The sequence below is a fragment of the Pseudomonas sp. EggHat1 genome (assembly GCF_014892995.1).
In the GTDB taxonomy this organism is placed as follows: Bacteria; Pseudomonadota; Gammaproteobacteria; order Pseudomonadales; family Pseudomonadaceae; genus Aquipseudomonas; species Aquipseudomonas chaetocerotis.
Genome location: NZ_JACKQK010000007.1, coordinates 243,157 through 256,095, shown reverse-complemented (window position 1 = coordinate 256,095; position 12,939 = coordinate 243,157). Strand labels below are relative to the sequence as shown.

Genomic DNA, 12,939 nt, shown 5'->3' with positions numbered 1-12,939 from the left:
CCGGGCTTTTTCGTTATTGGCCCGGGCAGCGTAAACTGACGCACCAGCCCGTACAGAGAGCGACCATGACTGCGCAGCACTGTTTTGCCCTCACCCCAGGCGAGCCTGCCGGCATCGGCCCCGATCTGTGCCTGCTGCTGGCGCAGCAGGCACAGCCTGCACCTCTGGTCGCCATCGCCAGTCGCGAGCTACTGGCAGAACGCGCGAAACAGCTGGGGCTGGATATCGAATTGCTGACCGCTGGCCCACAACAATGGCCAGACAGGCCTGCTGCTGCAGGCGCCCTGTATGTCTGGGATACGCCGCTGGCTGCCCCCGCCCTCCCAGGCCAACTGACGCCCGCCAACGCCGCCTACGTGTTAGAGACCCTCACCCGCGCAGGCCAAGGCTGCCTGGACGGGACATTTGCCGGGATGATCACCGCCCCCGTGCACAAAGGCGTGATCAACGAAGCGGGCATCACCTTCTCCGGTCACACCGAGTTTCTCGCCGAACTCACCCACACCCAGCAGGTTGTGATGATGCTGGCGACCCGTGGCTTGCGTGTCGCGCTGGTCACCACACACCTCCCGCTCAAGGACGTCGCAGCCGCCATCACCGCCGAGCGCCTGGAGCGCGTCACGCGCATCCTGCATGCCGATCTGCGAAGCAAGTTCGGCATCGCCGAACCGCGCATCCTGGTGTGCGGGCTCAATCCGCACGCGGGCGAAGGCGGCCATCTGGGACGCGAGGAAATCGAGATCATCGAACCGACACTGGAGCGTCTGCGCAGCGAAGGCATGAACCTGATGGGACCGCTGCCGGCCGACACCCTGTTCACACCGAAGTATCTCGAACATGCAGATGCCGTACTGGCCATGTACCACGACCAGGGCCTGCCCGTGCTCAAGTTCAAGGGCTTCGGCGCGGCGCTCAATGTCACGCTGGGCCTGCCGATCATCCGCACCTCGGTGGATCATGGCACTGCCCTGGATCTGGCCGGCACCGGCAATATCGATACCGGCAGCCTGCAGGTGGCGCTAGAGACGGCTTACCAGATGGCAGCAACCACCCGCAGCAAGCCACTAGCGGCGGGTTGATCACGACCGGTCATATGGCCCAATGCAATCCTGGGCCATCGCCGCCATGCTTTCCCGGATTGCATCCGGGCTACGGCCCGTCAGGGTCACAAAATCCGCGCGCGCCTACAGCCGCAGCATCTTTCGCTGTTAAACTGCGTGACTTTGCCTTATCGCTCTCGGCGCCTGCTTGATGCTTGCAGCTTGAGACTTGGAGCTGTCGCCATGTCCGAATACCAACACCGCGCGCGCAAGCGCTTCGGCCAGAACTTTCTGCATGATGCCGGGGTGATCGACCGTATCCTGCGCGCCATTCGCGCCAAGGAGGACGAGCACCTGCTGGAAATCGGCCCAGGCCAGGGTGCCATTACCGAGGGTTTGCTCGGCAGCGGCGCGCAGCTCGACGTGATCGAACTCGACCTCGACCTGATCCCTATCCTGCAAGGCAAGTTCGGTGACAATCCGCGCTTTCGTCTGAATCAGGGCGACGCACTGAAATTCGACTTCGCCCGCCTCGAAGCGGCGCCACGCAGCCTGCGCGTGGTCGGCAACCTGCCCTACAACATCTCCACGCCGCTGATTTTCCATCTGCTGGACAACGCACCGCTGATTCGCGACATGCACTTCATGCTGCAGAAGGAAGTGGTCGAGCGCATGGCCGCCGGCCCAGGCGGTGGAGATTGGGGTCGCCTGTCGATCATGGTGCAGTACCACTGCCGCGTGGAGCATCTGTTCAACGTTGGGCCCGGCGCCTTCAACCCGCCACCCAAGGTCGATTCGGCCATCGTCCGCCTGGTGCCGCACGAAACCCTGCCGCACCCGGCCAAGGACCATCGCCTGCTCGAACGCGTTGTGCGTGAAGCCTTCAACCAGCGCCGCAAGACCCTGCGCAACACGCTCAAGCAGTTGCTGCCCGCCGAGGCCATCGAAGCGGCAGGCGTCGACGGCAGCCTGCGCCCCGAGCAGCTGGATCTGGCCGCCTTCGTCCGCCTGGCCGACCAGCTGGCCCTGCAGCCTTCGGCCGAGCAGGACTAAACTGCAATCACGCTAAACGGATCACGCGCATGTCCGACCCTCGTTATCAGATCGACGTCAGCGTCACCACCCGCTACCTGGCAGCCCAATCGCAGCCGGAGCAGAACCGCTACGCGTTCTCCTACACCGTGACCATCGCCAATAACGGCGAGCTACCGGCTCAGTTGCTGTCGCGTCACTGGATCATCACCGACGGCGATGGCCGTGTGCAGGAGGTCCGCGGCACTGGAGTGATCGGCCAGCAGCCGCACATCGAACCCGGCGCCAGCCACACCTATAGCAGCGGGACGGTCATGGCCACGCAGGTCGGCACCATGCAGGGCAGCTACCAGATGCTCGCCGAGGACGGTAAACGCTTCGATGCGACCATCGCTCCGTTTCGCCTCGCCGTACCGGGGGCACTTCACTGATGGCGGTGTATGCCGTCGGCGACCTGCAGGGTTGCCTGAAACCGCTCAAGTGCCTGCTCGAACAAGTGTCTTTCGATCCGGCGCAAGACCAGCTGTGGCTGGTCGGCGATCTGGTCAATCGCGGCCCGCAGTCGCTGGAGACTCTGCGTTTTCTCTACTCCATTCGTCATGCGATCACCTGTGTACTGGGCAACCATGACCTGCATCTGCTGGCCGCAGCGCACAATATCGAACGCCTGAAGAAGGGCGATACCCTGCGCGAGATTCTCGATGCGCCGGATCGTAACGACCTGCTCGACTGGCTGCGCATGCAGAAGCTGGTGCACCACGACGCCGAGCGCAAGGTAACCCTGGTACATGCCGGCATCCCTCCACAATGGACGCTGAGCAAGGCGCTGCGCCGCGCAGCCGAGGTCGAAGAAGCGTTGCGTGACGACGCCCGTCTGCCGCTGTTTCTCGACGGCATGTACGGCAACGAACCGGCCAAATGGAACAAGGAACTGCACGGCGTGACCCGCCTGCGGGTGATCACCAACTATTTCACCCGCATGCGCTTCTGCAAGGCCGATGGCACGCTGGATCTGAAGAGCAAGGAAGGTGTTGGCAGCGCCCCGCCCGGCTTCGCCCCCTGGTTCAGCCACCCGCAGCGCAAGATGCGCGGTGAGAAGATCATCTTCGGTCACTGGGCAGCGCTGGAAGGCAACTGCACGGAGCCCGGCCTCTACGCGCTGGATACCGGCTGCGTCTGGGGCGGTGCGATGACCTTGCTCGATGTCGACAGCGGAGCACTTCACCGCTGCACCTGTCCCAAGGAATAAGCGCCAGAGGCGCCCCACGAATCACTCGAAGGCAACGAACATGAGCGAGTTCAAACGCATTTCTCCACAACAGGCGCAGGAGCTGCGCACCCAGGGTGCCGTCGTGGTCGACATTCGCGACCCGCAAAGCTTCGCCAATGGCCATATCAGCGGCTCGCGTCACCTGGACAACCACTCGCTGCATGATTTCATCACCCACGCCGACCTCGACGCGCCATTGATCGTGTCCTGCTACCACGGCAACTCCAGCCAGGGCGCAGCGGCCTATCTGGTCGGCCAGGGCTTCTCCGAGGTGTACAGCCTCGACGGCGGTTTCGAACTGTGGCGCGCCACTTACCCGAGCGAAACGGCTCAAAGCAGCGAAGAATAAATTTCTCCAGGCGGCAAGCCGCGCCCGCTCTGGTCTGCCGCCACTTCCCGACGTACGGTAACATCCAGTTATCGTTACCCAGCCCTTGACCCTCGGCAGAACGAACTATTCTGTTACTCAGGCCATCCCACTCAAGGTAGAGCCGGCCAACCGGCATCGGGCCATCGGTAACGACTTTTAGGTTTTGGGGGATTCTTCCCGACTTGTCTCTAGGCCGGGGTTACCCAGCACCTGCACGCACGACCGATCCCGAGCCAGCTTTCAGCATCGAGCGAGGTGAAGTCATGAGCATTTTCAGTCACTTCCAACAACGTTTCGAGGCGACCCGCCAGGAGGAGTACTCGCTGCAGGAGTACCTCGAACTGTGCAAACAGGATCGCAGCGCCTACGCCACTGCGGCCGAGCGCCTGCTGATGGCCATTGGCGAGCCGGAACTGCTGGACACCTCCAGCGATTCACGCCTGTCACGCATCTTCTCCAACAAGGTCATCCGCCGTTATCCGGCCTTCGCCGACTTCCATGGCATGGAAGAGTGCATCGACCAGATCGTCTCCTACTTCCGCCATGCCGCTCAGGGCCTGGAAGAGAAGAAGCAGATTCTCTATCTACTGGGCCCGGTGGGCGGCGGTAAATCCTCGCTGGCCGAGAAGCTCAAGCAGCTGATGGAGAAGGTGCCCTTCTACGCCATCAAGGGCTCACCGGTATTCGAGTCGCCCCTGGGGCTGTTCAACGCCACCGAGGATGGCGCCATCCTCGAAGAGGATTACGGCATTCCGCGCCGCTACCTCAACTCGATCATATCGCCCTGGGCCACCAAGCGCCTGCAGGAGTTCGGCGGCGACATCAGCCAGTTCCGCGTGGTCAAACTGTACCCGTCGATCCTCAACCAGATCGCCGTGGCCAAGACTGAACCAGGCGATGAGAACAACCAGGACATCTCCGCTCTGGTCGGCAAGGTGGATATCCGCAAGCTAGAAGAATTCCCGCAGAACGACGCCGACGCCTACAGCTACTCGGGCGCGCTGTGCCGGGCCAACCAGGGCCTGATGGAGTTCGTCGAGATGTTCAAGGCGCCGATCAAGGTGCTGCACCCGCTGCTGACCGCCACCCAGGAAGGCAACTACAACAGCACCGAAGGCCTCGGCGCGATTCCCTACAGCGGCATACTGCTGGCCCACTCCAACGAGTCCGAGTGGCACAGCTTCCGTAACAACAAGAACAACGAGGCCTTCATCGACCGTATCTATATCGTCAAGGTGCCGTACTGCCTGCGCGTGACCGACGAGATCAAGATCTACGACAAGCTGCTGATCAACAGCTCGCTGGCCAAGGCCCATTGCGCGCCGGACACCCTGAAGATGCTTGCCCAGTTCTCCACCCTGTCGCGCCTGAAGGAACCGGAGAACTCCAACATCTATTCGAAGATGCGCGTCTACGACGGCGAGAACCTCAAGGACACCGACCCGAAAGCCAAGTCGATCCAGGAGTACCGCGACAGCGCGGGTGTCGATGAGGGCATGAACGGCCTGTCGACCCGCTTCGCCTTCAAGATCCTGTCCAAGGTGTTCAACTTCGACCCGCACGAAATCGCCGCCAACCCGGTGCACCTGCTGTACGTGCTGGAGCAGCAGATCGAGCAGGAGCAGTTCCCCGCCGAGGTGCGCGAGCGCTACCTGCGCTACATCAAGGAGTACCTGGCGCCGCGCTACATCGAGTTCATCGGCAAGGAAATCCAGACCGCCTACCTGGAGTCCTACAGCGAATACGGTCAGAACATCTTCGACCGCTATGTGCTGTACGCCGACTTCTGGATTCAGGATCAGGAGTACCGCGACCCGGAGACCGGCGAGATCCTCAATCGCGTGGCGCTCAACGAGGAGCTGGAGAAGATCGAAAAGCCTGCCGGCATCAGCAACCCGAAGGATTTTCGCAACGAGATCGTCAACTTCGTGCTGCGCGCCCGCGCCAACAACAACGGCAAGAACCCCACCTGGCTCAGCTACGAAAAGCTGCGCGTGGTCATCGAGAAGAAGATGTTCTCCAACACCGAGGACCTGCTCCCGGTCATCAGCTTCAACGCCAAGGGCAGCAAGGAGGATCAGCAGAAGCACAACGACTTCGTCAAACGCATGGTCGAGCGCGGCTACACCGAGAAGCAGGTGCGCCTGCTGTCGGAGTGGTACCTGCGGGTTCGCAAATCGCAATAACAGCAGCCGCAAGCTACAAGCTTCAAGCGGCAAGAACGAGCGGGAGCGCTGGACGCCCTTCGCTTACTTGCAGCTTGCGGCTTGCAGCTTGAAGCCGCCCCGGAGGGGCTTATGAGCTATGTGATCGACCGGCGCCTGAATGGCAAGAACAAGAGCACGGTGAACCGCCAGCGCTTTTTGCGGCGTTACCGTGAACACATCAAGAAGGCGGTGGAGGAAGCCGTCAGCCGGCGCTCCATCACCGACATGGAGCACGGCGAGCAGATCAGCATTCCCGGCCGCGATATCGATGAGCCAGTGCTGCATCACGGCCGTGGCGGCAAGCAGACCATCGTCCACCCCGGCAACAAGGAATTCACCACCGGCGAACGCATCCCGCGACCACAAGGCGGCGGCGGTGGACGCGGCAGTGGCAAGGCGAGCAACTCCGGCGAGGGCATGGACGAGTTCGTCTTCCAGATCACCCAGGAGGAATTTCTCGACTTCATGTTCGAGGACCTGGAGCTGCCCAATCTGGTCAAACGCCACCTGACCGGCGCGGAAACCTTCAAGACCGTGCGCGCCGGCATCAGTAACGAGGGCAACCCCTCACGCATCAACATCGTGCGCACCCTGCGTTCGGCCCACGCTCGGCGTATCGCCCTGTCCGGCTCCAGCCGCGCCAAATTGCGCGAAGCCAAGGCCGAACTGGAGCGACTGCGACGTGAAGAGCCGGACAACTTCGGCGATATACAGGCCATTCAGGAAGAAATCGAACGCCTCAGCGTGCGCATCCATCGCGTGCCGTTTCTCGACACCTTCGACCTCAAGTACAACCTGCTGACCAAGCAGCCCAACCCCAGCTCCAAGGCGGTGATGTTCTGCCTGATGGACGTGTCCGGCTCCATGACCCAGGCCACCAAGGATGTGGCCAAGCGCTTCTTCATCCTCCTTTACCTGTTCCTCAAGCGCAATTACGACAAGATCGACGTGGTGTTCATCCGCCACCACACCAGTGCAAAAGAGGTCGACGAGGAAGAGTTCTTCTACTCCCGCGAGACCGGCGGCACCATCGTTTCCAGCGCGCTGAAGCTGATGCAGGAAGTCATGGCCGAGCGCTACCCGATCAACGAGTGGAACATCTATGCCGCCCAGGCGTCGGACGGCGACAACTGGAATGACGACTCACCGGTATGCAGGGATATATTGATCAACCAGATCATGCCGTTCGTGCAGTACTTCACCTACGTCGAGATCACCCCACGTGAGCACCAGGCGCTGTGGTTCGAGTACGAACAGGTGGCCGAAGCCTTCGCCGACAGCTTCGCCCAGCAGCAGCTGGTGTCCGCCGCGGACATTTACCCGGTGTTCCGCGAACTGTTCCAGCGTCGCCTGGTGAGTTGAGGTCAATGCCATGAGCGCTACAGCCAAAAAACGCCAACCGCTGTCCACCGGTTCGGAGTGGACCTTCGACCTGATCCGCCAGTACGACAAGGAGATCGCGCGCATCGCCGAGCGTTACGCGCTGGACACCTACCCCAACCAGATCGAAGTGATCACCGCCGAACAGATGATGGATGCCTATGCTTCGGTCGGCATGCCGCTGGGCTATCACCACTGGTCATACGGTAAGCATTTCCTCGCCACCGAGAAAGGCTACAAGCGCGGGCAGATGGGCCTGGCCTACGAGATCGTGATCAACTCCGACCCCTGCATCGCCTACCTGATGGAAGAGAACACCATCTGCATGCAGGCACTGGTGATCGCCCACGCGTGCTACGGCCACAACAGCTTCTTCAAGGGCAACTACCTGTTCCGTACCTGGACGGACGCCAGCTCGATCATCGATTACCTGGTGTTCGCCAAGCAGTACATCATGCAGTGCGAGGAGCGCTATGGCATCGACGCAGTGGAGGAGCTGCTCGACTCCTGCCACGCGCTGATGAATTACGGCGTCGACCGTTACAAACGCCCCTACCCCATCTCTGCCGAAGAAGAGCGCCGGCGCCAGAAGGAACGCGAGGAACACCTGCAGAAGCAGATCAACGACCTGTGGCGCACCATTCCCAGGAACGCGGACAAGGGTGGCGAGAAGGACAACAAGCGTTTCCCCGCCGAACCGCAGGAAAACATCCTCTATTTTCTGGAAAAACACGCGCCGTTGCTGGAGCCCTGGCAGCGCGAAGTGATTCGCATCGTGCGCAAGATCGCCCAGTACTTCTACCCGCAACGTCAGACTCAGGTGATGAACGAAGGCTGGGCTACCTTCTGGCACTACACCCTGATGAACGATCTGTACGACGAAGGCCTGGTCACCGACGGTTTCATGATGGAGTTCCTGCAGTCGCACACCAGCGTGGTCTACCAGCCGCCGTTCGACAGTCCCTACTACAGTGGTATCAACCCCTACGCCCTGGGTTTTGCCATGTACCGCGACATTCGCCGTATCTGCGAAAACCCCACCGAAGAAGACAAACGCTGGTTCCCGGATATCGCCGGCAGCGACTGGCTGACCACGCTCAAGTTCGCCATGAACAGCTTCAAGGACGAGAGCTTCATTCTGCAGTTCCTCTCGCCCAAGGTGATTCGCGACTTCAAGCTGTTCGGCATTCTCGACGACGACCAGAAGGACGAGCTGCTGGTACCGGCCATTCATGACGAACCGGGTTATCGCACCATCCGTGAGCTGCTCGCCGCGCAGTACAACCTGGGCAATCGCGAGCCTAACGTGCAAATCTGGAACATCGACCGCCGCGGCGACCGCTCGCTGACCTTGCGTCATCAGCAACACGACCGCAAACCACTGGGCGACTCCACTGGCGAAGTACTCAAGCATCTGCACCGGCTGTGGGGCTTCGACATTCACCTGGAGGTCTGCCAGGGCGACCAGTTGATCACCACCCAGCATGTACCACCACGCGGCAGCTCGGAGAACGACAGCGAATACCCGAGGCTGGACCTGATCATTCCGCCGATCTGAGCGGTTGCAGGTCCAACTGCTGGCCATGATCGCGCCCTGACCCTATATACCGGCCCACACGGCGCGTCCCACCTCGATCTTCGGTATCCTCTGCGCTCAGTGGAGGAACACACATGCAGATCTACACAGTCGGCGGCGCCGTGCGCGATCGCCTGCTCGGCCGTCCCATCAGTGAAGTGGACTGGGTCGTGGTTGGCGCCAGCGCCGAACAGATGCTCGAACTTGGCTACCGCCCGGTGGGCGCCGACTTCCCGGTGTTCCTGCACCCGCAAACGGGCGAGGAGTACGCACTGGCCCGCACCGAGCGCAAGAGTGGGCGCGGCTATGGCGGCTTCACCTTCCACGCCAGCCCCGACGTCACGCTGGAACAAGACCTGATCCGCCGCGACCTGACCGTCAATGCCATGGCCGAGGACGACCAGGGCAACCTGATCGATCCTTATGGCGGCCAGCAAGATCTTGAAGCCCGCATTCTGCGCCACGTTTCCCCTGCATTCGCCGAAGATCCGCTGCGCGTCCTGCGCGTGGCCCGCTTCGCCGCTCGCTATGCACCGCTCGGTTTCAGCGTCGCGCCAGAAACCCTTGAGCTGATGCGTCAATTGGCCGAATCCGGCGAGCTGGCCCACCTCACCGCCGAGCGCAGCTGGAAGGAAATATCCCGCGCCCTGATGGAGCCGCGCCCGGACGTGTTCGTCCAGGTGCTGCGCGACTGCGGCGCGCTGGCCGCCCTGCTGCCGGAAGTCGACGATCTGTTCGGTGTGCCGCAACCGCAGGCACACCATCCAGAAATCGATACCGGCGTGCACGTGCAGAGCGTGTTGCGCCAGTGTGCGGAGCACGACCAGCCGCTGAACGTGCGCTGGGCCTGCCTGCTGCATGACGTCGGCAAAGGCCTGACACCGGAGGCCGAATGGCCACGGCATATCGCCCACGAGCCCAAAGGCCTGCCACTGATCCAGGCGATCAACGAGCGCTGCAAAGCACCCCGCGACTGCGCCGAGCTGGCAATGCTGGTCGGCGAGTTTCATACCCATGGCCATCGCGCACTGGAGTTGCGCCCCTCGACGCTACTGGAACTGCTGCAACGCTTCGACGTGTTTCGCCGCCCGCAGCGCTTCGCCGAATTCGTCGCGGCCTGCGAGATGGATGCACGCGGTCGCCTGGGCCTGGAGCAACGCGACTACCCGCAGGCCGCTTACCTGCTGGGCGCTGCCGAGGCTGCCCGGCAAGTGCCGGTCAAACCGCTACTGGAGAAGGGATTCAAGGGTGCAGAGCTGGGCGAGGCGCTCAATCGCGAGCGCCTGCAAGCGCTCAAGGCCTACAAAGCGCAACATGCCCCCTCGTAGGAGCCCGCTTGCGGGCGATCATCGCCGGCAAGCCGGCTCCTACAATCCGCCGCAGCAGCTGTAGCCCGGATGAAATCCGGGGCGATTCTGAGGCCGCCCCCGGATTGCACCCGGGCTACGCAGGGCGCGTCTGCAGCAACTCTACCGGCGTCAGCTCGACACCACGCCATTGGAAGGCCGCCGGCCAGAGCTGCTGATCGATCTGCGCCGAAGCCCACAGCTCGGCGTACGAACGACCATCCACCGGGTGCTGTAGCTGCGGTGCCAACAGCGCCAGCGGCCAGAGCACGAAGGCGTTCTTGAGAATTTCCGCGCGCGGCAGGATCAGGCCGTTGAAATTACCGACCTGCTCGCCATACAGCAGCACGTCGATGTCCAGCGGCAAACCCTTGCGGTCCGGCGCGTAGCGGCCATTGTCGGCTTCGATGAATTTCAGCCGGCGGTCCAACTCCAAAAGCGGCAGTTCAGTCTCACCCACCACCACCAGATTGAAGAAATTGCCGCTCTTGATGCCCACGGCATGGCTCTCGAACACCGGCGAGCAGCGCATATCACTGAGCAGTAACGTCAGCGCATCGAGGCCCGCGACGAGGTGAGCCTCGCGCTCGATATTGCTGCCGAGGCCGAGAAAGACCCGAGTCAGAGGCATCCGCGCTCGATCTCCACGCCCACACCGCCGCGTGCGGCTGGCACCGCGCCGGGCTTGGTCAGCTTCAGACGTATCCAGGGAATGTTGAACTCGTCCATCAGGGTCTGCACCAGCCGTTCGGCGAAGGTCTCGACCAGGATGAACTGCGACTCGGCCGCGAAGGCCTGAATGCGCGTGGACACACTGGCGTAGTCGAGCGCCAGGTTGAGGTCGTCACCGGCTGCTGCCGGGCGGTTGTCCCAGCCCATCTGCAGGTCCAGAAGCAGGCACTGGCGAATGTCGCGCTCCCAATCGTAGGCGCCGATCACCGTGTCGACTTCCAGCCCCTCGATAAATACTCTGTCCACCCGCACTCTCCGCGCCACGACAAGGGCGCTGCACCTCGTTAGAATCGGGCCACCCCATGCCCTGGAATGGCCACCATGTTCTGGCTTCTGGCAATCCTTGCCTACCTGCTCGGTTCGTTGTCCTTCGCCATCCTGCTCAGCCGACTTGCTGGCGGGCCAGACCCGCGCGCCAGCGGCTCGGGCAACCCCGGCGCCACCAACATGCTGCGCGTGGCCGGTAAGAAACTCGCCGTGATGACGCTGATCGGCGACCTGCTCAAGGGCCTGCTACCGATCCTGATCGCCAAGCTGCTCGGCCTCAGCCTGCACCAGCAGGCCTGGATCGGCCTGGCGGCCGTCGTCGGCCATCTTTACCCGCTGTACTTCCGTTTTCGTGGCGGCAAGGGCGTGGCCACTGCCGCCGGCATGCTGCTCGGCCTCTACCCACCAGCCGCCTTGCTCGCCCTGGCGGCATGGGCCCTGGTATTCCTGCTGACCCGCACCAGCTCGCTGGCCTCGCTGATCGCTACACCGCTGACGCTACCGCTGCTGGCCTGGCAACAACCGGCGGCGTTGCTGCCAGCCTGCGTATTGGCCGGGCTGATCGTCTGGCGCCACCGCAGCAATCTGCGTGACCTGTTCGCCGGCCGCGAGCGGCGCTTTTGAATAACCCGTAGGAGCGGCTGAGCCGCTCCTACGGTACATGCGTTTCGTTAAATCGCCGGCAACGACTCCATCGGCCAGCGCGCCTGTACCTTGATCGCCAGATCCTCATGCTGCCCGGCCAGCAAACGCTGGCAACCGGCGTAGGCGATCATCGCGCCGTTGTCGGTGCAGAAGCGTGGCCGCGCGTAGAACACCTTGCCCTTCATCTCGCCCAGCATGCGCTCCAGATGTTCGCGCAGCGCCTTGTTGGCACTCACGCCACCGGCGATCACCAGGCTGTTCAGCCCGCTTTGCTTGAGTGCGCGCTTGCACTTGATGGTCAGAGTCTCGACCACCGCCTGCTGGAAGGCCAGCGCGATGTCGCGACGGGCTTGGTCGAGGTCGTCACCGTTGTCGCGGCATTGCTGCCAGGTATTGAGCGCAAAGGTCTTGAGGCCGCTGAAGCTGAAATCCAGACCCGGACGATCGGTCATCGGCCTGGGGAAAACGAAACGCCCCGGCGTGCCCTGCTCGGCCAGCTTGGCGATCTCCGGGCCGCCCGGATAATTCAGGCCCATCAGCTTGGCAGTCTTGTCGAAGGCCTCACCGGCAGCGTCGTCCAGCGACTCGCCGAGCAACTGGTACTGGCCGATGCCATCGACTCGCACCAACTGGGTATGGCCACCGGACACCAACAAGGCGACGAACGGAAAGGCTGGCGGTTGCTCTTCCAGCATCGGAGCCAGCAAGTGACCTTCCATATGGTGCACGCCGACGGCCGGTACGCCCCAGGCAAATGCCAGCGCCTGCGCGCAGGACGCGCCGACCAGCAGCGCGCCGACCAGGCCAGGGCCTGCCGTGTAGGCCAGAGCGTCGATGTCGCCGGCCTGCTTGCCCGCCTCATCCAGCACCTGGCGGATCAGCGGCAGCATGCGCTTGACGTGATCGCGCGAGGCCAATTCCGGCACTACGCCGCCGTAGACGCGATGCAGGTCGATCTGGCTGAACAGGGCGTCAGCCAGCAGGCCGCGCTCACTGTCATAGAGCGCGACACCGGTTTCATCGCAGGAGGTTTCCAATCCCAGTACGAGCATGGAGCTTGAGCCTTGATTTGCC

13 protein-coding genes are annotated in these 12,939 nt (G+C 62.5%); 10 read left to right on the top strand and 3 right to left on the bottom strand.

Features of this window, described 5'->3' with window-relative positions; genetic code table 11:
- The first annotated feature begins 65 nt into the window (after positions 1-65).
- The 9 genes from pdxA to INS93_RS13730 all read left to right on the top strand — a co-directional run bounded on the left by pdxA (position 66) and on the right by INS93_RS13730 (position 10,203).
- Positions 66-1,079: a 4-hydroxythreonine-4-phosphate dehydrogenase PdxA gene (gene pdxA / locus INS93_RS13770; RefSeq protein WP_192982872.1), complete on the top strand. Its 1,014-nt coding sequence runs from the start codon at positions 66-68 to the stop codon at positions 1,077-1,079.
- Positions 1,080-1,283: 204 nt separating this feature from the next.
- Positions 1,284-2,093 (top strand): 16S rRNA (adenine(1518)-N(6)/adenine(1519)-N(6))-dimethyltransferase RsmA, encoded by an 810-nt coding sequence (gene rsmA, locus INS93_RS13765; RefSeq protein WP_192982869.1) that lies wholly within the window; start codon positions 1,284-1,286, stop codon positions 2,091-2,093.
- A gap of 29 nt (positions 2,094-2,122) precedes the next feature.
- Positions 2,123-2,503: a Co2+/Mg2+ efflux protein ApaG gene (apaG, locus tag INS93_RS13760; RefSeq protein WP_192982867.1), complete on the top strand. Its 381-nt coding sequence runs from the start codon at positions 2,123-2,125 to the stop codon at positions 2,501-2,503.
- A complete protein-coding gene (locus INS93_RS13755; RefSeq protein ID WP_075750080.1) occupies positions 2,503-3,321 on the top strand; it encodes a symmetrical bis(5'-nucleosyl)-tetraphosphatase in 819 nt (272 codons plus the stop codon). Before apaG ends, INS93_RS13755 begins: the two co-directional genes overlap by 1 nt.
- A 40-nt stretch (positions 3,322-3,361) precedes the next feature.
- Positions 3,362-3,691, top strand: coding sequence for a thiosulfate sulfurtransferase GlpE (glpE, locus tag INS93_RS13750; RefSeq protein WP_160019930.1), 330 nt, complete (start codon positions 3,362-3,364; stop codon positions 3,689-3,691).
- 284 nt (positions 3,692-3,975) lie between these two features.
- Entirely contained in the window at positions 3,976-5,898 is a 1,923-nt protein-coding gene (locus INS93_RS13745; protein ID WP_160019931.1) for a PrkA family serine protein kinase, read from the top strand.
- A 111-nt stretch (positions 5,899-6,009) separates the two neighbouring features.
- Positions 6,010-7,281, top strand: a complete 1,272-nt coding sequence (locus INS93_RS13740) for a YeaH/YhbH family protein (RefSeq protein ID WP_192982864.1) — start codon at positions 6,010-6,012, stop codon at positions 7,279-7,281.
- Between the two features lie 10 nt (positions 7,282-7,291).
- Positions 7,292-8,857, top strand: a complete 1,566-nt coding sequence (locus INS93_RS13735; protein WP_192982861.1) for a SpoVR family protein — start codon at positions 7,292-7,294, stop codon at positions 8,855-8,857.
- 113 nt (positions 8,858-8,970) lie between these two features.
- Positions 8,971-10,203 carry a multifunctional CCA addition/repair protein gene (locus INS93_RS13730; protein WP_192982857.1) on the top strand — a complete coding sequence of 411 codons (1,233 nt, stop codon included), beginning with the start codon at positions 8,971-8,973 and terminating at the stop codon, positions 10,201-10,203.
- A gap of 115 nt (positions 10,204-10,318) precedes the next feature.
- On the opposite strand, the gene folK is transcribed toward INS93_RS13730, so the two are convergent.
- Together folK and folB are read right to left on the bottom strand one after the other, a co-directional pair.
- Positions 10,319-10,852 (bottom strand): 2-amino-4-hydroxy-6-hydroxymethyldihydropteridine diphosphokinase, encoded by a 534-nt coding sequence (gene folK / locus INS93_RS13725; RefSeq protein ID WP_192982855.1) that lies wholly within the window; start codon positions 10,850-10,852, stop codon positions 10,319-10,321.
- Complete coding sequence (gene folB / locus INS93_RS13720; protein ID WP_192982852.1) at positions 10,843-11,199, bottom strand: dihydroneopterin aldolase; 357 nt, start codon at positions 11,197-11,199, stop codon at positions 10,843-10,845. Before folB ends, folK begins: the two co-directional genes overlap by 10 nt.
- Before the next feature lie 75 nt (positions 11,200-11,274).
- On the opposite strand from folB, the gene plsY reads away from it, so the two are divergent.
- Complete coding sequence (plsY, locus tag INS93_RS13715) at positions 11,275-11,844, top strand: glycerol-3-phosphate 1-O-acyltransferase PlsY (RefSeq protein ID WP_192982849.1); 570 nt, start codon at positions 11,275-11,277, stop codon at positions 11,842-11,844.
- A gap of 47 nt (positions 11,845-11,891) precedes the next feature.
- On the opposite strand, the gene tsaD is transcribed toward plsY, so the two are convergent.
- Complete coding sequence (gene tsaD, locus INS93_RS13710; RefSeq protein ID WP_192982846.1) at positions 11,892-12,917, bottom strand: tRNA (adenosine(37)-N6)-threonylcarbamoyltransferase complex transferase subunit TsaD; 1,026 nt, start codon at positions 12,915-12,917, stop codon at positions 11,892-11,894.
- Positions 12,918-12,939 lie beyond the last annotated feature (22 nt).

Bases quoted from the DNA above. Each gene is read 5' to 3' on its own strand.
- pdxA (WP_192982872.1), top strand. From the start codon at position 66: ATGACTGCGCAGCACTGTTTTGCCCTCACCCCAGGCGAGCCTGCCGGC.
- rsmA (WP_192982869.1), top strand. From the start codon at position 1,284: ATGTCCGAATACCAACACCGCGCGCGCAAGCGCTTCGGCCAGAACTTT.
- apaG (WP_192982867.1), top strand. From the start codon at position 2,123: ATGTCCGACCCTCGTTATCAGATCGACGTCAGCGTCACCACCCGCTAC.
- INS93_RS13755 (WP_075750080.1), top strand. From the start codon at position 2,503: ATGGCGGTGTATGCCGTCGGCGACCTGCAGGGTTGCCTGAAACCGCTC.
- glpE (WP_160019930.1), top strand. From the start codon at position 3,362: ATGAGCGAGTTCAAACGCATTTCTCCACAACAGGCGCAGGAGCTGCGC.
- INS93_RS13745 (WP_160019931.1), top strand. From the start codon at position 3,976: ATGAGCATTTTCAGTCACTTCCAACAACGTTTCGAGGCGACCCGCCAG.
- INS93_RS13740 (WP_192982864.1), top strand. From the start codon at position 6,010: ATGAGCTATGTGATCGACCGGCGCCTGAATGGCAAGAACAAGAGCACG.
- INS93_RS13735 (WP_192982861.1), top strand. From the start codon at position 7,292: ATGAGCGCTACAGCCAAAAAACGCCAACCGCTGTCCACCGGTTCGGAG.
- INS93_RS13730 (WP_192982857.1), top strand. From the start codon at position 8,971: ATGCAGATCTACACAGTCGGCGGCGCCGTGCGCGATCGCCTGCTCGGC.
- folK (WP_192982855.1), bottom strand. From the start codon at position 10,852: ATGCCTCTGACTCGGGTCTTTCTCGGCCTCGGCAGCAATATCGAGCGC.
- plsY (WP_192982849.1), top strand. From the start codon at position 11,275: ATGTTCTGGCTTCTGGCAATCCTTGCCTACCTGCTCGGTTCGTTGTCC.
- tsaD (WP_192982846.1), bottom strand. From the start codon at position 12,917: ATGCTCGTACTGGGATTGGAAACCTCCTGCGATGAAACCGGTGTCGCG.